Origin of the sequence: Kitasatospora sp. NPDC048407, from assembly GCF_043200475.1 — a bacterium.
In the GTDB taxonomy this organism is placed as follows: Bacteria; Actinomycetota; Actinomycetes; order Streptomycetales; family Streptomycetaceae; genus Kitasatospora.
Window position 1 is genome coordinate 59,566 of record NZ_JBICXW010000001.1, and the last position, 19,626, is coordinate 79,191.

The window sequence follows — 19,626 nt, forward strand, 5'->3', positions numbered from 1 at the left end:
GACCCGGCCCGCCCGAGGCGCAATCCACGCGTCCCGAGACCCGATCCACCCGGCCCGGACGCAACCCACCCGGCCCGAGCCCCAATTCACCACCGCCAGACCCGACTTCGACCCGGCCATGCCCGGACCCAGCCATGCCCGGACCCAGCCATGCCCTGGCCCAGCCATGCCCAGGTCCGAACATGCCCAGGCCTGGCCATACCCTGGCCCAGCCATGCCCTGGCCCAGACAGCCATGCCCAATAGCGCCTGGACACCACTGCGGGCCGCCCCGCCCCCACGCGGTCGGCGGCCCGCAGTCCCCAGGTGAGACCCCTGCCTCGCCTTACTCGACGACCAGCTCCACCGGAACGTTCCCGCTGATCGCCTTGGAGTACGGGCAGACCTGGTGGGCCTGCTTGACCAGTTGCTCACCGGTCTCACCGGCCAGCTCCTCGGGCAGTTCCACCCGCAGGACGACCGAGAGGGCGAAGCTGGTCTCGTCCTTGCCGATGGTGACCTCGGCGGTCACCGAGACGTTCGAGACATCGACCTTCGCCTGCCGGGCGACCAGGCCGAGCGCTCCGGAGAAACAGGCCGCGTAGCCGGCCGCGAACAGCTGCTCGGGGTTGGTGCCCACGCCGTCGCCGCCCAGCGCCGGCGGCAGCGACAGCTTGAGGTCGAGCTTGCCGTCCGAGCTGACGGAGCGGCCCTCGCGGCCGTTCGAGGTGGCAACTGCGGTGTAGAGCGGTTCCATTCCGAGCTCTCCTGTCTCGTCCATACCTGATCTCAGACCGGTGTCCGGCAGCGTTTCCGCCGGCGCCGTCTCCGGCCTGCCCTGTCCTGCCCCATAACTACAGCACACAATTTAATTGCGCACAACTGAATCGGCCGCTTGCTACCCTTGAGCCATGACCAGCCACGACGAAGAGGACGAAGCCAGGGCCGGGACCGGCACCGACCCGACGATCACGACGCTGGAGGAACTCGCGGCCGCAGGCTCCGACCTGCTCCTGCTCGACCAGCAGATCTGCTTCTCGCTGAGCGCCGCCTCCCGCGCGTTCGGCAGCGTCTACCGGACGGCGCTGAAGGATCTGGGCCTGACGTACCCGCAGTACCTCGTGATGCTGGTGCTCTGGCAGCACCACGAACTCCCCGTCAAGCAGCTCGGCGAGCGCCTGCGGCTGGACTCCGGCACGCTCTCCCCGCTGCTCAAGCGGCTGGAGGCGACGGGGCTGATCGCCCGCGAGCGCAGCCCGCAGGACGAGCGGTCGGTGATCGTCTCGCTCACCCAGGCCGGCCGCGACCTTCGCGAGCCCGCCCGCGCCGTCCCGCGCCACATCGGCGCCGCGGCCGGACTCCCCCTGTCCGACCTGCGCACCCTGCGCGAATTGCTCACCCGCCTGACCGCGAACCTGGACGCGGCCGGCGCCTGAGCGTCGAGAATCCTCAACACGCAGGCGCCGGGGCCGCGTTGAAAAGACCTACCGATGCCGCAGGTACGCCGCCGCGGTCGCGCGCAGCCGCTCGTGCAGGCCGTCGTACGCGCGGGCCCGGCCGAGGACGGACTTCGGCAGCTTGGCGACCATCGTGTAGTTGGTGTCGCAGACGTTCGCGGCCGGCGCCAGTCCGGCCTGGCTGACCAGCTGGTACGCGTCGAGCTGGTCCAGGCCGAAAAGTTCGCCGGTCCAGCCGACCAGGTCGTGCTGGCTGATCCGGAAGGCGTCCTCCAGCGGGCGGGCGGAGCCGGTGCTGATCAGGTAGTCGTCGCTCTCCAAGCGGGGCCAGGCCGGTCCGCCGCCCTTGATCAGGTCGACGATCACGGTGGTGCGCATCGCGGCCTCGATGGCGGTGCCGCACACCTCGCCCTCGCCCTGGCGGGCGTGGCCGTCGCCGATGGCGAGCAGGCCGCCGTCGACGTTGACGCCGAAGTAGGCGGTGGTGCCGGCCCGCATCTCGGGGGTGTCCAGGTTGCCGCCGTGCGCTCCGGGGGTGATCGAGGCCAGCACCTCGCCGGCGGCGGGGGCGACGCCGACGGTGCCGTGCATCGGGTCGAGCGGCAGCGCGACGGTGAAGTCGCTGCCCCGGGCCCGGAAGTGGCACAGACCGGCGGCGACGTCCAGGTCGTAGATCCAGACCCGTTCCTCCAGCGCGGGGTGCAGCATCGCGGTCTGGTGGGTGGCGGTGAGCGCCCCGAAGTGCGGGAAGGTGCTGGAGATGCCGTAGTCCCGGGCGGGGGTGATCTCCACGAAGTGCACCGCGAGGACGTCCCCGGGTTCGGCCCCGGCGACGGCGATCGGGCCGGTGACAGGGTTGAGGTACGGGAAGACGCAGACCTGGCTGGGCAGGTCGCCGGTGCCGCGCACCTTGCCGCCGAAGCAGTCCTCGGTGGTCAACTCGACGATGCTGCCGGGCTGAACGGTGGTCAGCGGGGCGCGTCCGCCGAAGGTGTAGGCCCAGTCCTCCGGCGCGGGGGTCAGCTGGACGATCTCGGGCAGGGTCACTTGTCGGTCTCCTCGGAGGTGGTGTCGGCGACGGCCAGTCGGGGCTTGCGGCCGGTCAGCATCAGTCCGGCCAGCACGATCCCGCCGATCAACAGCCAGACGAAGCCGAGCCGTTGGGCCGCGATGTTGGCGTTGACGACGACGTAGGCGAGGATCGCGAAGCCGAGCAGCGGGGCGATCAGGTGGCGCCAGTAGTCCTTGCTGCGCTTGCGGATCAGGTAGTGGACGACGACGGCGACGTGCAGCACCAGGAAGGTGGTCAGCGCACCGAAGTTGACCAGGGTGCTGAGCAGGGTGATGCCGTCCTCGCGCGAGGCCATGTACAGGCCGAGCACCAGCGAGATGCCGGCGGTCAGCAGGGTCGCGTTGACGGGCACCCGGCGGGTGGGGTGGATCTTGGCGAGGAATCGGGGCAGTTGGCGGTCGCGGGCCATCGCGAACAGCAGCCGCGAGGTGGCCGCCTGCGCGACCAGGGAGTTGGCGAAGCCCCAGGCCACGGCGGTGGACGCGGCGGTCAGGGTGGCCAGCCAGCCGCCGCCGGCGGCGCGGGCGGCGTCGTAGAAGGCGGTGCCGTTCGGGTCTCCGTCGGCGATCAGCGCGTCCGGGTCGGCGACCAGCAGCGAGGCCACCCAGGTCTGCACGATGAACAGTGTGCCCGCGAGCAGCAGCGCGGCCACCATCGACCGGCCGATCGCCTTGGTGGAGTCGCGGTTCTCCTCCGAGAGGGTGGAGATGCCGTCGAAGCCGAGGAAGCTGAGCACGGCGATCGAGACCGCGCCGAAGGCCAGGTGCCACGAGAAGTGGTGCGAGTTGTACAGCGGCGTGAAATCGAAGCCGCGGCCCTTGCCGTTCGCCAGCGCGATCACGCCGACCACCAGGAACACCGCGAGCACGACGAGTTCGCCGATCAGCACCGCCTTGTTGACCTTGGCGGTGGTCTCGATGCCCAGGTAGTTGACGACGGTGTTGAGCAGCACGAAGCCGACCAGCCACAGCCAGACCGGGACGGACGGCACCAGCGAGTTCATCGCGACGCCGGCGATCAGGTAGAGCAGGCCCGGCACCAGCACGTAGTCCAGCAGGATCATCCAGCCGGACAGGAAGCCGACCGGTGCGCCGATGCCGCGCCCGGCGTAGGTGTAGACCGAGCCGGCCATCGGGAACGCCCGGGACATCTGGGCGTACGACAGGGCGGTGAACATCATCGCCACCATGCCGAGGACGTAGGCCAGGGCGACCATGCCGCCGGAGCCCTGGAAGACGCCGCCGAAGATGCCGAAGGGGGCGATCGGCACCATGAAGACCAGCCCGTAGACGAGCAGGTCGGTGAAGGTCAGGGACCGGCGCAGCTCCTGTTGGTAGCCGTAGCTCTCGATGCCTTGGTGCGCGGGTGTGTCGGCCATGGTGCTCTCTCTCCGTGACGACCCTGCGGGTGTGTGGGGGAGACTGTAGAGCGAAGTATTTCCATATGGAAGGGTTTTGCGAGGACGTTCCACCGACTGAGAAAGCGGGCGCTCAGCGGTCTTCGCAGGTCAGCTGCCTTGACGCGGCGACAGGACGGCGAAACCGGGCCCCTCGGCCCGGGCCAGGTGCACGGCGCGCCGCGCCCCGCCCAGCAGCCGGCCGGCCGCCCGGGCCAGCCCGTGCGGCTCCAGGGCGTGACGGTGCGCGAGCGCCGCGAGCAGCTGCAGGCCGTCGTAGAGCCCGACCGCGTACGCGTCCAGCACGGGCGCCCACGGCCCGCACAGCGCCCGGTGCCGCTCGCCGAGCAGCTGCCGGGGCTCCTCGGCGAGGGTGGCGAAGGACGGCATGGCGGCGTACAGCGTCCCGGTGTCGTCGCCGCCGAGAGCGAGCAGTCCGTTCTCCTCCAGCGCCCCGGACAGCCGGACGATTCGGCGGTCGAGTCCGCTGCGGCGCAGCGCGCGGTTGAAGTGCACCAGGTCGCGGCCGATCAGGCTGAGCAGCAGTGCGTCGGCGCGGGCCGTGCGCAGCGCCTCGAGCAGTGGTTCGACGGCCGGTTGGACGGCCCCGAACGGGACGCGGCGCTCCAGCACGATCCTGGCTCCGGCGCGGGTGGCGAGGGTGGCGGCGGCGCGGTGGACGGAGCGCGGCCAGATGTAGTCGTTGCCGATCAGCGCCCAGCGGCGCAGTCGGTGCCGCTCCGTCAAAACACCTACCGCCCGGGCGAGTTGACCGGTCGGGTCGGTGCCGGTGCACAGGACGCCGGGGCGGCGGGTGCCGCCTTCGTGCGGCGGGGTGTAGATGTAGGCGATGCGTCCGGCGGCGACGGTTTCGACGGCGCGGTGGACGTCGCTGGTGTGGCAGCCGGCCAGGGCGTCGAGGGCGCCGGCGTCGAGCAGCCGGCGGACTTCGGCAGCTACGGGGTGGGGTGCGCCGCCGCCGTCGACCAGGACGAGGTCGAGGGGGCGGCCGAGGATGCCGCCGCGGGCGTTGATCTCGTGCGCGGCGAGCAGGGCGCCGTCGAGTGCGGACGGGCCGGTCAGTCCGAGCGGGCCGGACTGCGGCACGACGAGGCCCACCCGGAACGCGCCGTCCTCCCTGGGGAGGTGGAGCGCGTCGAGCGGGTCGACCAGCCTGGCGTCCAGCGTCACCGGTGCGAGTATGGTCGGGATGTCGGCCCCGGGAAAGCCCGCGAGGCTCGGGGGGAGCTCGGAACGGGAGGGTCGGATGGCCATGAGGAGCGCTGCCGCGCACACCACCGCCGCGCCCGGTCCGGCGGGCTCGCCGCCGCTGCTGGTGGAGCTCGTGGCGCTCGCCCACCGCCGGCTCACCTCAGGGCTGGCGACGGCGCTCGCCGAGGAGGACTGCACGGTCGACCAGTGGCGGGTGCTGCGGGCGCTCGCGGACGGCGAGGGCCGATCCATGGGCGAGTTGGCGCAGGCGCTGTTGATTCCGCAGGCCAGCCTGAGCCGCCTGGCGGACGCCCTCGCGGATGCCGGGCTGGTCTACCGGCGCCAGGACGACCAGGACCGCCGCCGGATCACCGCCCACCTCTCCCGCCAGGGCCGCACCCGCCTGACCCGCCTCGACGCCCTCGCGGCCGCCCACGACGCCGCCGTCCGCGCCGCCTGCGGCCTCCCCGACCCCACGGCGCCGCTCACCCGCCTCGCGTCGATCTGACACCGGGCAGCCCGCGGCTACGACTCGTAGCGTTCGATCTCCTCGACGCTGCGGACGCCGGCCTGGTTCGGGTCGTCGCCGGCGTCGGTGCGGGCCCGGCGCTGGCGCAGCAGGTCCCAGCACTGGTCGAGCTGTTCTTCCAGGTCCTTGAGTTCGCGCTGTTCGGTGGACTGGTCGATGCGGCCTTCGGAGAGCGCGGCACGCAGTTTCCGTTCCGCGTCGACCATGGCGCTGATCCGGTCCAGGATGCGGCGGTCGGTGGCGCCGCCCTTGCCCTGCTCGTCCATCGGAGGCCTCCTCACGGTCCGCCCTGTTCCTCACTCTAGGAAGCCGGGATGCGGCCCGCCACCAGGGCCGATCGGGGCGGCGGGCCCTTCGCGGCGGGGCGGGTTGACCCGAAAGGGGGAGCGTAATTGACAGGGCGTCATGGGGCTTGCCAGGATCACTTATTGAAAACGACTTCCACTTCCATTCCGCTTCCATTCCGCCCCCGAAAGGCCACCCCCATGTCGCTGGACGTCTCCCCCTCCCTGCTCACCCTGGCCGAGCGCGACGAGGTCGCCGACGCCGACTTCCTCGCCACCGTCCGCACCTCGCTGCCCTACGCGTACCGGCTGGTCAACGACCTGACGGCCGAACTCGCCACCAGCGAAGCCGAGTTCGCGGACAACACGGTCGCCCCGACCGACGCCGAACGCGCCCAGCTGCTGCGCGCACTGGCCAGCGACTCGATCCGCGGGGCGCTGGAGCGGCACTTCTCGGTGAAGCTGGCCTTCCAGAACTGCCACCGCCTGGCGGTCTTCCACCCGAACACCGAACACACCGACGCCTACCGGAAGTTCACCTCCATCCGGGCCCAACTGCTGAACCAGTCCCCGGAGTTGCGCGACTGCTGACCGCACGCCGAACACCCGCCGCCCCGAAGACTGCACCGGGGCGGCGGGTTCAGCGCATCCAACTCGGCTCAGCCGAGGGTGACTTCGGCGTCCCGCTGGGCGGCTGCGGGCTCCACCGGCGCGGGTACCGGCCGGGTGCGACGGGACGGCACCAGCAGTGCGGCGAGCGCCGCGGCCAGGCAGAACGCCGCGAGCAGCGCGAAGCCGTGGGTGTAGCCGGACTCCATCGGGCGGCCGGAGGGCTGGAGGTGGCCGGTGACCAGGCCGGTCATCAGCGCGGCGCCCATCGAGCCGCCGATGGTGCGGATGTTGGCGTTCATGCCGGTGGCGGCGCCGGTCTGGGCGGGCGAGACGCTCTGCACGATCAGGTTGCTCATCGAGGCGAACGCCAGGCCGATGCCGAGCCCGAACACCCCGGCCGCGACGGCGACGTCCGCCGGCGTCTGGTGCCGGGCGGCGAGCAGCGCGCAGGCCACGGCACCCAGCAGCGCGCCGGTGACCAGCTGCGCCTTGGCGGGGAAGCGGCCGGCCAGGCGCCCGCCGAGGATGCCGGAGACGAACATCGCGCCGACCATCGGCAGCATCAGCAGGCCGGCGCCGGTGACGGTGGAGCCGAAGCCGTAGCCCGCGCTCGTGGGGGTCTGGACGAAGCCGGGCAGGAACGCCCACACGGCGTACATGCCGCCGCCGAACAGCAGGGCCGCGGTGTTGGTGGTCCACACGGCGTGCAGCCGCATCACCCGCAGGTCGATCAGCGGGTTGCGCGAGCGGGCCTCGTTGAGCACCCAGAGCGCGAACAGCACGACGGCGGCGGCCAGCAGGCCGAGCACCCGGGCCGATCCCCAGCCCCACTGGGCAGCCTGACTGACCGGCAGCAGCAGCGCCACCAGCCAGCCGGAGAGCAGCACGGAGGAGGTCCAGTCGACGCCGCCCTCGCTGCGGGTCGGCGACTCGGGGACGTAGCGCCAGGCGAGCAGCACGGTGGCGGCGACCACGATGACGGGGAGCCAGAACAGCCAGCGGTAGTCCAGCGCGCCGACGATCGGGCCGGCCAGCACCATGCCGAGGCCGCTGCCGACGGCGATCACGGCGGACAGGTTGCTGATGCCGGTGGGCACCCGCCCGGCGGGGAACTCGTCGCGGATGATGCCGAAGGACAGCGGGAACAGCGCACCCGCGATGCCCTGGAGGACGCGCGCGATCAGCAGCACGGTGATGTCGGGGGCGAGCGCGGCGACCAGGCAGCCGGTCAGCAGCGCGGCCAGCGCCGCGACCAGGGTGCGCTTCTTGCCCACCAGGTCGCCGACCCGGCCGAGGATCGGGGTGAACACGGACGCGGACAGCAGGTAGGCGGTCATCACCCAGGTGACGGTGGACTGCGAGGTGTGCATCGCCTCCTGAACGATCGGCAGGGCCGGCGTGATCAGCGACTGGAGCAGCGCGAACACGCCCGCTCCGACGGCGAGCACGCCGAAGGTGACGCGGTGGGACTGGCGATTCATCGAACCCTCTCGGGACTCGGGTCGCGGCGCACGGGAACAACGGCGCGCCACGGCGCACAACTGGCAGGCAGACGCCCGAACGGGCGGTGGTGCGGAGCAGAAACGGACGACGGGTCAATGCCGGTACGGTCAAACAGAATTGACGACAGCGGTGCACGTCCCGTCAGTTCGGATTGACGACCGCGGTGCCGGTGCGGTCAACCCTGTTTGACGGCAGCGGTGCCGGCACGGGGCGGCGCGGGTGCTGCGGAGAGCCCGTCGCCGACGGGCGACAGGCCGAAGCCAGGGCCCCGGTGCTAAAGTCGAGGCATGCCTCCAGATTAGCGGAGGTGAGCCTCCGGTTCAATCCGGATGTGTCGAAACGAGGTCACCGTGTCCGAACCGATCTCCGTCGGCGAGTTCCTCGCTGCCCGGCGCCCGCGCCGCGCCGACGCCGCGCGCAACTTCGACGCGCTGCTCACCGCCGCCCGCGAGGCCTTCGCCGAACACGGCGCCGACGCCTCCCTGGAGGACATCGCCCGCCGGGCCGGCGTCGGCATCGGCACCCTGTACCGCAACTTCCCCACCCGCCGGCACCTCTTCGAGGCCGTCTACGCCAACGAGGTCGAGGACCTCGCCCGGGTCGCCACCGGCCTGGCCGACCGGCCGTCCTGGGACGCCCTGGTCACCTGGCTGCGCCGCTTCGTCGACTACGCGATGACCAAGCGCGCCATCCGCGAGGCCCTCCAGGGCGAGGAGTCCGCCGTCTTCCTCGCCTGCCGCCGCTCCATGTACGACGCCGGCACCCCCCTGCTGGAACGCGCCCAGCAGGACGGCAGCGTGCGCACCGACATGAACATGGACGACCTGCTCCGACTGGTCTCCGGCATCGCCTCCGTCGCCTTCCCGGACGACAAGCAGCGCGCCAAGGTCCTCGCCATCGCCCTGGACGGCATCCGCACCCGCCCCTGACACCTCCCGTTCGACGATCAGCCGCTCCCGAACGGGTTCGCGGCGTCCCGGCCCACCAGAGCCAGCAGCCTGGTCTGCGGATCGGCGTCGGCCGCCACCGGCACCGCGTCCGCGAACAGGCCCGAGGCCGCCAACGCTCCCGCGTGCGGGGCGACTTCGGCCAGTCCGAAGCTCACCGCCGCCGGATCCATCCGGGCGTCCGCGCCGATCCCGGTGGCCAGGTCCCAGCCATGCACGATCGCGTCCACCGTCATCTCCCGGGCGTACCCGGCCGCCCGCCGCTGCCCGTAGGAGAGGTGGACGGTGCGCCGCAGCGCGCCCGGCGCGGCGAACGCGGCCCGGGCGGCGTCGGCGGCGGCCGTCCATGCCGCCACCGGGTCGTCGCCGAGCATCTCCCCGTCGTAGCGGTCGCCGACCTCGGCGACGGTCGCTCCGTCGAGCAGGTCGGGCACCCACAGCTGTTCGTAGGTGAGATGCCCGACCAGCTGACGGACCGTCCAGTCGGTGCACGGCGTGGGGGCCTGCCAGCGGTCGTCGGGCACGGCGCGGACCAGCCGGCCGAAGTGGTCCAGGGCCTGGGCGTGCAGCGCGAGCAGGGCCTGGTCGTCGAGGTGTGTCGCCATGCGCCCCACGCTTGCCCGCCCGCGCCTCCCGGGCAAGGCGACACCCCGTGGCCCGGACGGACCGCTCCCCGGCCCCGGACGGACCGCTCCCCGACCCTGGACCACTTGTCCAGGCCGGCCTACTCGTCCAGGCCGGCCTACTCCTCGACCGGGGCCTTCTCGCGCAGCAGCTCCACGAACGCGCGCATCCACGCCGGGTGGTCCGGCCAGGCGCGGGCGGAGACCACGGTGCCGTCCACCACCGCGTCCCCGTCCACGAAGCTCGCCCCGCCGGCGGCCACGTCCGGCTCCAGCGCCGGGTACGCGGCGGTGCGGCGGCCGGCCATCGACCCCGTCCGCAGGGTGATCAGCGGGCCGTGGCAGATCTGCGCGAGCGGCTTGTCGTCGGCGACGAAGTGCGCGACGATCCGCTGCACCTCCGGGTTGTTGCGCAGGTACTCGGGCGCCCGGCCGCCGGGCAGCACCAGCGCCGCGTACTGCGCCGGGTCCACCTCGTCGAACGCCAGGTCGGCGGGCCAGGTGTAGCCGGCCTTCTCGGTGTAGGTGTCGAAGCCCTCGACGAAGTCGTGCACCACGAACTGCAGGGTCTTCCGGGTGGGCGCGGCGATGTGCACCTCGTACCCCTCCTCCAGCAGCCGCTGGTAGGGGTAGAACACCTCCAGCGACTCGGCCGCGTCGCCGGTGATGATCAGGATTTTCGCTGCCATTCGGGGCTCCCGTCCCTCCGCGCGTCCGGCACACCGCCCACCCCGGCGGGGCCCGCGCTGCCCACCCTGCCCGCTGACGCGTCGTCAGGCAATGGGGCGCGCGCAGCACACGGCGCGCGGTCGGGGCGTGCGCTCCGCCGCTCGATGCAGCGTCCCGCCCGGCAGGGGGTACTCCGGGGGCGACCCGCCCGGGGCCCGCCTAGCGTGCTGACGGGGCCGGTCTCAGGGCGACGTTCGCGATGCCGTCGGGCCCCGCCACCGCAGGTCCGCCGGCAGGGAGGTCGCCATGCAGCACTCGCACATCGTTGACTCCGCCACCGTCGCCAACCTGCGCGATCTCGGCGGCATCGACCTGCCCGGCGGCGCCCGGGTCCGCTCCGGACTCGCGCTGCGCTCCGGCCAGTTGGACCGGCTCGACACGTCCGGCGACCCGATGTTCGAGGCGCTCGGCGTGCGCACCGTGATCGACCTGCGCAGCGGCGCCGAGCGCACCGCCTACCCCGACCGGGTGCCCGGCGGGGCGCACCTGCTGGTCGCCGATGTGCTCGCCGACCGGGCGGGCAACGGCGTGGCGACCGCGCTGACCGCCGCGCTGGAGGACCCGGCCGGCGCCAACCGCACCCTCGGCGGCGGCCGTGCCGCGCTCGCCCTGACCGAGGACTACCGCGCCTTCGTCACCTCCGCCGCCGCCCGGCACGCGTACAAGCAGCTGCTCACCGCCCTCGCGCACCAGGGCGGCGGCCCGGTGCTGTTCCACTGCACGGCGGGCAAGGACCGCACCGGCTGGGGCGCCGCGCTGATCCTGCTGCTGCTCGGCGCGGACGAGGAGACCGTCCGCACCGAGTACCTGTCGGTCGATCCTGCGGTGCACGTCCGGTACGCCCCCCTGCTGGAACGTTTCCTCGCCGGGGGCGGCGACCCGGAGATCGCCGACGCGATCCTCTCCGTCCGCGCCGAGTACCTGGCCGCCTCCCTGGGCACCCTCGCCGACCACTGGGGCGACCCGGAGAGCTACGCCCGGGCCGCCCTCGGCCTCAAGGACGAGACCCTGGAGAGCCTCCGCAGCCGCCTGGTCCAAACGTCCTGACCGGACCGGCGTCAGCCCGCCGCGCCGGCCGCGCCGACGCAGGCCTCGTTGCCCTCGGGGTCGGCCAGCACCCACAGGGCCGGGGCGTGCTCGTCCGTCACCACCCGGCCGCCGGCGGCGATCGCGGCGGCGACCCGCTGCTCCGCGACGTCGTACGGCACCCACACGTCCACGTGCACCCGGTTGCGCTGCGGCCGGGGCTCGTCCATCTGCTGGAAGTAGAACGGCGCGCCGCGGCGGGCCGGGTCGATCAGGTCCTCGGGGCTGCCGGCCCGGTCGCGGTAGCCGAGCAGCGCGCGCCAGAAGGCGACCACGGTGGGCATTTCGAGGGCGTCCAGGGTGACCTGCACGGTCTGCACCGCGTGCGGTTCGGCGACCGCGCCGAACGCGCGGGCGGCCGCGGAGATCCTTTGGGCCAGCTCAATGTGGCGCGCCGTCAGCCCGTAGAGCTCGTCGGTGGCGGCGATCAGCCGGACGGTGACGCCCTCGGGCCGCAGGTCGATGTCCGGCGCGCCGAAGCCGTCCACGGCGGTGGCGATCGCGGCCACCAGCCGGGCGCCGTCGGCGAAGGAGCCGGTGCGGAAGAACGTGCACGCCCCCTCGCCCAGGACCCGCCAGTCCTCCGTGCCGGGCGCGGCGTGGAACGCCAACGGCCGGATCCTGCTGCCGGTCCCCACCTGAAGCTGATCATCAGTCATCCGGGCAGGGTAGCGCCGGAGTCCGACAACCCGATCAGCGGGCCGCGGTCCAGGCCAGCAGGTGGTCGACCGACCAGGCGGTGAGGATCCGCTCGGCGTCCAGGCCCAGCGCGGCGGCGCGTTCGCAGCCGGTGATCTGCCAGTCGAGCTGGCCGGGGGCGTGCGCGTCGGTGTCGATGGTGAACAGGCAGCCGAGGTCGGCGGCGAGGGTCAGCAGGTCGTCCGGCGGGTCCTGGCGGTCGGGGCGGCAGTTGATCTCCACGGCGGTGTCGTGCTCCCGGCAGGCGGTGAAGACCGCCTCCGCGTCGAACTCGGACTGCGGGCGCGGCTTTCCGCCCAGCCGCCGCCCGGTGCAGTGGCCGAGCACGTCGACCAGCGGGTTGCGGACGGCCGCCAGCATCCGACGGGTCATCGCGGCGCTGTCCATCCGCAGCTTGGAGTGCACCGAGGCGACCACCACGTCCAGCCGGCCGAGCAGTTCCTCGTCCTGGTCGAGCGAGCCGTCGTCGAGGATGTCGCACTCGATGCCGGAGAGCAGCCGGAACGGGGTGAGCCGGCCGTTCAGGTCCTCGATCACGTCGAGCTGTTCGCGCAGCCGCTCGGCGCTCAGACCGTTGGCGACCGTCAGGCGCGGCGAGTGGTCGGTGAGCACGGCCCAGCGGTGGCCGAGGTCGCGGGCGGTGCGCGCCATCAGTTCGATCGGGGCGCCTCCGTCGGACCAGTCCGAGTGCAGGTGGCAGTCGCCCTGGATCTTCTCGCGCAGCCGGAGCCCAGCCGTGGACGGCGCGGGCCCGGCGGCGGCCCGGGCCTCGGCCTCCAGCAGGTACTGCGGGGTGCGTCCCGCCGTCGCGTCGGCGATCACCCGGGCGGTGACGGGCCCGACGCCCGGGAGGCGCTCGGCGGTGGCGACGTCGACCGGCCCGGCGGGCAACCCGGTGGCGGCTTCGGCTGCGGTGCGGAACGCCTTGACCCGGTACGGGGAGGCGAGTTCACGTTCCAGCAGGAAGGCGATGCGTTCCAGGGCGGTGACCGGATCCATGCGGCCAGTCTGCGCGGGGCCGCAGGGGGTCGCATGCGGGCCGCAGCCGGACGGCAGCGACGGCAGCGACGGCACGAATGGACGGCCGGGGCGCCGGTGATCTGCGCAAAACCCTTGTTGACACTCTGTCTCATTGGTTTACTCCTCCTGGAGCCCCTGCCCCCGCGACCTCCGGAGCCCGCCCATGCCCGACACCACGGCCCCCACCGGAACCATCGCCCAGCAGCGCAACGCCGACCGCGAACTCAACGCCGCCCGCCTGCTGCGCGCCTCCGCCAAGCACTCCTTCGACCCGCTCACCGAGATCGACTGGACCGCCCCCGTCGACCCCGACCACTACGCGCTGCCCGCCCACCGCGTCGCCCTGTACGGCACCCCGCTCTGGGAACGCCTCGACGAACGGCAGCGGGCGCAGCTGAGCGTCCACCAGTTCGCGTCCACCACGGCGGCCGGCATCTGGTTCGAACTGGTCCTGATGGAAGGTCTGATCCGGCACGTCTACGAGAACGACCTGACCACCGGCCACGCCCAGTACGCGCTGACCGAGGTCGCCGACGAGTGCCGGCACTCCACCATGTTCGCCCGCTACATCACCGCGACCGGCTACCCGTCCGCCCGCCCCACCAAGCGCGCGGACCGGCTCGGGCGGCTGCACTTCCTGCTCAACGACACCACGATGACCTTCGCCGGGGCGATCTTCGTCGAGGAGTTCACGGACGCGATGCAGCGGGAGATGATCCGCGACGAGAGCCTGCAGCCGCTGGCCCGCTCGGTCGCCCGCATACACGTCGTCGAGGAAGCCCGGCACATCGGCTACGCCAAGCCCGAACTCGAACGCCGCTGGGCCCGGATGCACCCCGCCCGCCGCGCCGTCTTCCGCCGTGCCCTCGCGACCCTGGCCCGCCAGTCCGTCGCCGAGATCGTCCACCCCCGCGTCTACACCCTCGCCGGCCTCGACCCCGCCGAGGCCCGCCGCGCCGCCGCCACCAACCCGCACTGGCGCCAGGCCCGCATCGACTGGTCCCGCAAGGCCCTCGGCTTCTTCGCCGACCTCGGCATCGTCACCCCGGCGACGGCCCGCGCGTGGCGCCGCGGGTCGCTGCTCCCCTGACCCTGTCCACGGCCCTCCGCCTGCCCGAGCAGGAGATCTCTATGCTGGTGCGTCCGTGCCCACGGCGGCAGAAGACAGCCGGCTGCGGATCGATGCGGGCACTCCGGAGGGGGAGCGGGAATGACTGCTGCGCGAAAGTTCGCCGACGCCGAATCGCTGACCCCGGTGATACGGGAGGTCTTCGGTACCGACCGCCGCGTCGCCGGGGTCGACCGGCTGCTCAAGGGAAGCAAGAAGGGCGTCTACCGGGTCACGCTGGACGACGCCACGAGCACGATCGTCTACGTCTGGAACGCTGACGAGGACTTCTGGAACGGGCTGCTCCCGGACGGCCACGACGACCCGTCGAACCCGTTCGCCCACGCCTCCGGCCTCGACTTCCTCGAGGGTGCCACCCGCCGGCTGGAGGCGGTCGGAGCCCGTTCGCCGCGGCTGATGCTCGCCGATCGCAGCAAGAACCTGTACCCGGCCGACATCGCCGTCGCGGAGGACATCCGCGGCGGAACGCTCGAAGCCCTGCTGGAACGCGATCCGGACGCCGGCCGGCAGACGCTCGCCCGGCTCTCCGACATGCTGCGACGCATGCACGCCCACCGTGCGCCGGCCTTCGGGCGGGTGGCGTGGATCGACGGCGGGGGCGCGCCGCCGGACGGGAGCTGCGAGCAGGCGTACTTCGAGCGGGCGCTGGTGAACATCGCCACCGCCGTGTCCCGTGACGTCCGCGCGGCCGAGGGCGAGGCCGTGCTGACGGAGAAGCTCCGCGTCCTGCACGCGGCACTCGAGCCGCATGCGGAGTTCGGCGTGGTCCACGGCGAACTGTGCGCGGAACACACGCTCGTCGGGCCGGACGGGGAACCCGTCCTCATCGACATCGAGGGCCTGATGTACACCGACATCGAGGTGGAGCACTGCTGGATGCGGATGCGTTTCGGCCCGCACTACAAAGCGCTCCGCAACCCGGACCTCGACCCGCGGCGCATGAACTACTACCAGTACGTGATGCACCTGGACCTGGTCGGCGGCCCGCTGCGCATCGCCGACGGCGACTTCCCGAACCGGCAGTGGATGCTCGACGTGGCGGACTACCACCTGCGGAAGGCACTCGCCTACCAGGCCTGAGTCGGCCGCGAGTCCTCCCCCCGGCCGCCCCGGCCGCCCGCACCGCGCCCCCGCCGGCCGGCAACCCGCAGGGCGCGGTGGGCTGGTCCCGGCCACCCACACCGCAACCTCCCCCCACAGCCGCCCGCAGGGCAATCCCCCTCCGCCCCACCAACCGCGCACAGCGCACTCCCCCATCCCCCAACCGCCCCCACCGCCCCCGCCGGCCGGCAACCCGCAAGGCGCGGTGGGCTGGTCCCGGCCACCCACACCGCAACCTCCCCCCACGACCGCCCGCAGGGCAATCCCCCTCCACCCCACCAACCGCGCACAGCGCACCCCCCATCCCCCAACCGCCCCCACCGCGCCCCGCCAGCCGGCAACCCGCAAGGCGCGGTGGGCTGGTCCCGGCGCGGGTCCTGGCGGAGGATTCGTTGCGTGAGCGAGGATGCGGCGGGTGTGGCCGGCGGGATTCGGCTGGGGACTGGGCGTGGGCGGTGGGTCGTCGCGGCGACGGCGCTCGGGTCCGGGATGGCGTTGCTGGACGGCACGGTGGTGAACGTCGCGCTGCCGCGGATCGGTGAGGATCTGGGGGCGAGTCTCGCCTCGCTCCAGTGGACGATCAACGCCTACATGCTGACGCTCGCCGCGCTGATCCTGCTGGGCGGTTCGCTCGGTGACCGTTTCGGCCGGCGCCGGGTGTTCCTGATCGGGGTGTGCTGGTTCGCGCTGGCCTCCGCGGGGTGCGCGGCGGCGCCGACCGTGGAGGTGCTGATCCTGGCCCGGGCGTTGCAGGGCATTGGTGGCGCGCTGCTGACGCCCGGTTCGCTGGCGATGCTTCAGGCGGTGTTCCACGAGGACGACCGGGCGGGTGCGGTGGGCGCGTGGTCGGGTTTCGGCGGCGTCGCGGCGGCGGTCGGGCCGTTCCTCGGTGGCTGGCTGGTGGACGGCCCGGGCTGGCGGTGGATCTTCCTGCTCAATCTGCCGCTGGCGGCGGTCGTGGTGGCGGTGACGGTCCGCCATGTCCCGGAGACCCGCGACCCGGACGAGCAGGGCCGGTTCGACGTGCTGGGTGCGCTGCTCGCGGCGCTCTCCCTGGCAGGGATCACGTACGCGCTGACGGAGGCGGGTTCCGGTCTGACGCCGGCGGCGGCCCTCGCGGGGCTGGCGGGTGTGGCGCTGGCGGCCGCGTTCATCTTCGTCGAGCACCGTTCGGCGAATCCGATGCTGCCGTTGTCGCTGTTCCGGTCCCGGCTGTTCACGGTGGTCAACCTGGTCACGCTGTGCGTGTACGCGGCGTTCAGCGGGGTGTTCCTGCTGCTGACGGTGCAGTTGCAGATCGTCGCCGGGTTCACGCCGCTGCTGTCGGGGGTGGCGCTGGTCCCGATCACGGTGCTGATGCTGCTGTTCTCGGGGCGGGCGGGCCAGTTCGGCCGTGCGGTCGGGCCGCGGATCCCGCTCACCGCGGGCCCGCTGCTGGTGGCGTGCGGCGTGCTGCTGATGCTGCGGATCGGCCCGAACGCGAACTACTGGCTGGACGTGCTGCCCGCCGTGACCGTCCAGGGCGCGGGCATGACCCTGCTGGTCGCCCCGCTCACCGCGACCGTCCTCGCCGCCGTCGACGTCCGCCGCGCGGGCATCGCGTCCGGCGTGAACAACGCGGCGGCGCGCGCCGCGGGCCTGTTCGCCGTGGCGGCGATCCCGCCACTGGCCGGTCTGAGCGGTGAGGCGTACCGGATCCCGTCCGAGGTGGACAGCGCTTTCCGGACGTCCATGCTGATCTGCGCGGGGCTGCTCGCCGCCGGCGCCGCGATCGCCTTCACCACCATCCGCTCCGACGCCCTCGCCCCGCCCCACCCCGTCGCCGAGCCCGACTGCGACTGGTACTGCTCCCCGACCTCCCCGCCGATCCATCCGAACCACGAGGAGGCCTGACGGCGCGTCGCCCGAGGCCGTTACTTCAGGACGGCGGTCACGGTGGGAATCGGCATCGTGTGGGGCCCCGTCGGCCCGGGGGTCGGCACTCCGGTCGGCTGTTGCGGTGCCGTCGTCGTCGGATCGGGGTGGACGGGGGGCTTGATCGGTACCCCGGTGGGCGCGGGCTTCTGCGTGACCGGTGTTCCGGTGGGCGTGGGCGCCTTCGTGGTGCCGCTGGGAGCCGGCATGGTCGTGCCGATGGGTCCCGGCCCCGGAGGCGTCGTCGTCGGCCCCGGGCCCGGTGAGGTCTCGACGTACCCCCAGCTGACGTCGATGGGGCCGCCCTTGGGGTCACCGCCGAGCGCCACGAAAGCCCCGAGCGACAGATCGAGGTCGTGGAGCGGCATGCCGGCGGGCCCGCGGTCGAGGACGGTCGCGACGATCGACGTCCCGCCGTGCTGGATCCGGACCGACTGGAAGCAGTGCGGCGTCGAGTATCCGTTGCCGAACTCGGCGGGGCTCAGTGCCACCACCAGGTCGCCCGGTACCGATGACTGGCCACAAGCACCGAGACCCACTGGGTAGTGCGTCGCCCGTCCCGTGTAGGCGGCGCTGGGCGAGGCCGTCGCCAGCGTGATGCCGCCGGCGAGCAGCAGCGCAGCCGCTCCGGTCTTCGCCGTTCGTGCCCTCATGAACTCCTCTTCTCTGCCGGCCCGCGCCGATCGGCGCCGGTGGGCACCACGCTCGCAGCCCCCGCTCACGCCTGACTCACGTTCGGCGTGCGCGGGCCTGGTCAGCGGCGTGCCGCCCGGTCGTCGCACGCGCCGAAGCCCCGAAGAGCACCTGCGGGTGCAGGGCCCTCCGGGGCTTCGCGAAGGCGGCGGGGCGGCAGCGTCAGAGGATGTCGCCCGGCGCGTACTTGGCGGCCTCCGGGTGGGCGGCGGCCACGGCCTCGATGCGGCGGACGAGTTCGCCGACCTGGGCGGCGGCGGCGCCGGTGAAGGAGAGGCGGTCGGCGAGGAGTGCGTCGATCGCGTCGCGGTCGAGCGGGATCCGGGTGTCGGCGGCGAGCGCCGGCACCAGGGTGTTCTCGCGGGCGCCCTCGCGCATCGCCAGCGCGGCAGCGACGGCGTGCTCCTTGATGACCTCGTGCGCGGTCTCCCGGCCGACGCCGGCCCGGACGGCCGCCATCAGGACCTTGGTGGTGGCCAGGAACGGCAGGTAGCGGTCGAGTTCGGCCTCGATGACGGCGGGGAAGGCGCCGAACTCGTCGAGGACGGTGAGGAAGGTCTCCAGCAGGCCGTCGAAGGCGAAGAACGCGTCCGGCAGCGCGACCCGGCGGACCACGGAGCAGGAGACGTCGCCCTCGTTCCACTGGTCGCCGCCGAGCTCGGCGGTCATCGAGGCGTAGCCGCGCAGGATGACGGCGAGGCCGTTGACGCGCTCGCAGGAGCGGGTGTTCATCTTGTGCGGCATCGCCGAGGAGCCGACCTGGCCGGCCTTGAAGCCCTCGGTGACCAGCTCGTGGCCGGCCATCAGGCGGATGGTCTTGGCGATGCTGGACGGGCCGGCGGAGAGCTGGACCAGGGTGGAGACCACGTCGTAGTCGAGCGAGCGCGGGTAGACCTGGCCGACCGAGGTGAAGACGTTGTCGAAGCCGAGGTGGCCGGCGACCCGGCGCTCCAGCTCGGCGAGCTTGTCGGCGTCGCCGCCGAGCAGGTCGAGCATGTCCTGGGAGGTGCCGACGGGGCCCTTGACGCCGCGCAGCGGGTAGCGGGCGATCAGCTCTTCCAGGCGGGCGAAGGCGACCAGGACCTCGTCCGCGGCGGTCGCGAAGCGCTTGCCGAGGGTGGTGGCCTGGGCGGCGACGTTGTGCGAACGGCCGGCCATCACGAGCTCGCCGTACTGGGCGGAGAGGCGGCCGAGGCGGACCAGGACGGCGACGGTGCGGTCGCGGACGTGCTCCAGCGACTGGCGGATCTGCAGCTGCTCGACGTTCTCGGTGAGGTCACGCGAGGTCATGCCCTTGTGGATCTGCTCGTGCCCGGCGAGCTCGGAGAACTCCTCGATGCGGGCCTTCACGTCGTGCCGGGTGACCTTCTCGCGGGCGGCGATGGACGCCAGGTCGACCTGGTCGACGACGCGCTCGTAGTCGGCGATCGCGGTGGCCGGCACCTCGATGCCGAGGTCCTGCTGGGCCTTCAGGACGGCCAGCCACAGGTGGCGCTCGAGGACCACCTTGTGCTCGGGGGACCACAGCTGGGCCAGGGTCGCCGAGGCGTACCGGGAGGCCAGGACATTGGGGATCTTGGGCTTCGCGCTCACGCTTCGCAAGCCTAACAGTCGAGGTCAGGAGGTCGTGCAGCGCATCCGG

20 protein-coding genes are annotated in these 19,626 nt (G+C 72.8%); 8 read left to right on the forward strand and 12 right to left on the reverse strand.

Annotation, left to right across the window (positions count from 1 at the left end; genetic code table 11):
• Nucleotides 1-324: 324 nt before the first annotated feature.
• Entirely contained in the window at nucleotides 325-735 is a 411-nt protein-coding gene (locus ACGFWJ_RS00300; RefSeq protein ID WP_387633721.1) for an organic hydroperoxide resistance protein, read from the reverse strand.
• 154 nt (nucleotides 736-889) lie between these two features.
• Between ACGFWJ_RS00300 and ACGFWJ_RS00305 the strand changes: the two genes are divergently transcribed.
• The gene (locus tag ACGFWJ_RS00305) at nucleotides 890-1,414 is read left to right on the forward strand and encodes a MarR family winged helix-turn-helix transcriptional regulator (protein ID WP_392943718.1); all 525 of its coding nucleotides are present in this window, start codon (nucleotides 890-892) and stop codon (nucleotides 1,412-1,414) included.
• Between the two features lie 48 nt (nucleotides 1,415-1,462).
• On the opposite strand, the gene ACGFWJ_RS00310 is transcribed toward ACGFWJ_RS00305, so the two are convergent.
• From ACGFWJ_RS00310 to ACGFWJ_RS00320, 3 genes are all read right to left on the reverse strand, one after another.
• Nucleotides 1,463-2,482 (reverse strand): acetamidase/formamidase family protein, encoded by a 1,020-nt coding sequence (locus ACGFWJ_RS00310; protein ID WP_392943720.1) that lies wholly within the window; start codon nucleotides 2,480-2,482, stop codon nucleotides 1,463-1,465.
• Nucleotides 2,479-3,885, reverse strand: a complete 1,407-nt coding sequence (locus ACGFWJ_RS00315; RefSeq protein ID WP_392943722.1) for an APC family permease — start codon at nucleotides 3,883-3,885, stop codon at nucleotides 2,479-2,481. The genes ACGFWJ_RS00310 and ACGFWJ_RS00315 overlap by 4 nt, the downstream gene beginning before the upstream one ends.
• A 129-nt stretch (nucleotides 3,886-4,014) precedes the next feature.
• Nucleotides 4,015-5,094 carry a substrate-binding domain-containing protein gene (locus tag ACGFWJ_RS00320; protein WP_392943724.1) on the reverse strand — a complete coding sequence of 360 codons (1,080 nt, stop codon included), beginning with the start codon at nucleotides 5,092-5,094 and terminating at the stop codon, nucleotides 4,015-4,017.
• Nucleotides 5,095-5,170: 76 nt separating this feature from the next.
• Between ACGFWJ_RS00320 and ACGFWJ_RS00325 the strand changes: the two genes are divergently transcribed.
• A complete protein-coding gene (locus ACGFWJ_RS00325; RefSeq protein ID WP_392943726.1) occupies nucleotides 5,171-5,623 on the forward strand; it encodes a MarR family winged helix-turn-helix transcriptional regulator in 453 nt (150 codons plus the stop codon).
• A gap of 17 nt (nucleotides 5,624-5,640) precedes the next feature.
• Here the strand turns inward: ACGFWJ_RS00325 and ACGFWJ_RS00330 are convergent, their stop codons facing one another.
• Entirely contained in the window at nucleotides 5,641-5,910 is a 270-nt protein-coding gene (locus ACGFWJ_RS00330; RefSeq protein WP_387633733.1) for a DUF2630 family protein, read from the reverse strand.
• A 219-nt stretch (nucleotides 5,911-6,129) separates the two neighbouring features.
• Between ACGFWJ_RS00330 and ACGFWJ_RS00335 the strand changes: the two genes are divergently transcribed.
• The gene (locus tag ACGFWJ_RS00335) at nucleotides 6,130-6,519 is read left to right on the forward strand and encodes an SCO5389 family protein (protein WP_392943728.1); all 390 of its coding nucleotides are present in this window, start codon (nucleotides 6,130-6,132) and stop codon (nucleotides 6,517-6,519) included.
• Between the two features lie 68 nt (nucleotides 6,520-6,587).
• On the opposite strand, the gene ACGFWJ_RS00340 is transcribed toward ACGFWJ_RS00335, so the two are convergent.
• On the reverse strand, nucleotides 6,588-8,021 hold the full coding sequence (locus ACGFWJ_RS00340) for an MFS transporter (RefSeq protein WP_392943730.1): 1,434 nt from the start codon (nucleotides 8,019-8,021) through the stop codon (nucleotides 6,588-6,590).
• A 372-nt stretch (nucleotides 8,022-8,393) separates the two neighbouring features.
• On the opposite strand from ACGFWJ_RS00340, the gene ACGFWJ_RS00345 reads away from it, so the two are divergent.
• The gene (locus tag ACGFWJ_RS00345) at nucleotides 8,394-8,972 is read left to right on the forward strand and encodes a TetR/AcrR family transcriptional regulator (protein WP_392943732.1); all 579 of its coding nucleotides are present in this window, start codon (nucleotides 8,394-8,396) and stop codon (nucleotides 8,970-8,972) included.
• 17 nt (nucleotides 8,973-8,989) lie between these two features.
• On the opposite strand, the gene ACGFWJ_RS00350 is transcribed toward ACGFWJ_RS00345, so the two are convergent.
• Together ACGFWJ_RS00350 and ACGFWJ_RS00355 are read right to left on the reverse strand one after the other, a co-directional pair.
• Entirely contained in the window at nucleotides 8,990-9,595 is a 606-nt protein-coding gene (locus ACGFWJ_RS00350) for a TIGR03086 family metal-binding protein (RefSeq protein WP_392943734.1), read from the reverse strand.
• 137 nt (nucleotides 9,596-9,732) lie between these two features.
• On the reverse strand, nucleotides 9,733-10,302 hold the full coding sequence (locus ACGFWJ_RS00355; protein WP_392943736.1) for a DJ-1/PfpI family protein: 570 nt from the start codon (nucleotides 10,300-10,302) through the stop codon (nucleotides 9,733-9,735).
• Nucleotides 10,303-10,588: 286 nt separating this feature from the next.
• Here ACGFWJ_RS00355 and ACGFWJ_RS00360 point away from each other — a divergent pair, with 286 nt between their 5' ends.
• Complete coding sequence (locus ACGFWJ_RS00360) at nucleotides 10,589-11,389, forward strand: tyrosine-protein phosphatase (RefSeq protein WP_392943738.1); 801 nt, start codon at nucleotides 10,589-10,591, stop codon at nucleotides 11,387-11,389.
• Nucleotides 11,390-11,400: 11 nt separating this feature from the next.
• On the opposite strand, the gene ACGFWJ_RS00365 is transcribed toward ACGFWJ_RS00360, so the two are convergent.
• Both ACGFWJ_RS00365 and ACGFWJ_RS00370 read right to left on the reverse strand, forming a co-directional pair.
• Complete coding sequence (locus tag ACGFWJ_RS00365; protein ID WP_392943740.1) at nucleotides 11,401-12,087, reverse strand: VOC family protein; 687 nt, start codon at nucleotides 12,085-12,087, stop codon at nucleotides 11,401-11,403.
• A gap of 34 nt (nucleotides 12,088-12,121) precedes the next feature.
• Nucleotides 12,122-13,126, reverse strand: a complete 1,005-nt coding sequence (locus ACGFWJ_RS00370; RefSeq protein ID WP_392943742.1) for a PHP domain-containing protein — start codon at nucleotides 13,124-13,126, stop codon at nucleotides 12,122-12,124.
• A 184-nt stretch (nucleotides 13,127-13,310) separates the two neighbouring features.
• Between ACGFWJ_RS00370 and ACGFWJ_RS00375 the strand changes: the two genes are divergently transcribed.
• The 3 genes from ACGFWJ_RS00375 (at nucleotide 13,311) to ACGFWJ_RS00385 (ending at nucleotide 17,270) form a co-directional block, all read left to right on the forward strand.
• Nucleotides 13,311-14,237: a diiron oxygenase gene (locus tag ACGFWJ_RS00375; protein ID WP_392943744.1), complete on the forward strand. Its 927-nt coding sequence runs from the start codon at nucleotides 13,311-13,313 to the stop codon at nucleotides 14,235-14,237.
• Between the two features lie 120 nt (nucleotides 14,238-14,357).
• Entirely contained in the window at nucleotides 14,358-15,356 is a 999-nt protein-coding gene (locus ACGFWJ_RS00380) for a phosphotransferase (RefSeq protein WP_392943746.1), read from the forward strand.
• 417 nt (nucleotides 15,357-15,773) lie between these two features.
• Nucleotides 15,774-17,270, forward strand: coding sequence for an MFS transporter (locus ACGFWJ_RS00385; protein ID WP_392943748.1), 1,497 nt, complete (start codon nucleotides 15,774-15,776; stop codon nucleotides 17,268-17,270).
• A gap of 20 nt (nucleotides 17,271-17,290) precedes the next feature.
• On the opposite strand, the gene ACGFWJ_RS00390 is transcribed toward ACGFWJ_RS00385, so the two are convergent.
• The gene (locus tag ACGFWJ_RS00390; RefSeq protein WP_387633756.1) at nucleotides 17,291-17,944 is read right to left on the reverse strand and encodes a hypothetical protein; all 654 of its coding nucleotides are present in this window, start codon (nucleotides 17,942-17,944) and stop codon (nucleotides 17,291-17,293) included.
• A gap of 202 nt (nucleotides 17,945-18,146) precedes the next feature.
• Entirely contained in the window at nucleotides 18,147-19,586 is a 1,440-nt protein-coding gene (purB, locus tag ACGFWJ_RS00395) for an adenylosuccinate lyase (RefSeq protein WP_392943750.1), read from the reverse strand.
• Between the last annotated feature and the right edge of the window lie 40 nt (nucleotides 19,587-19,626).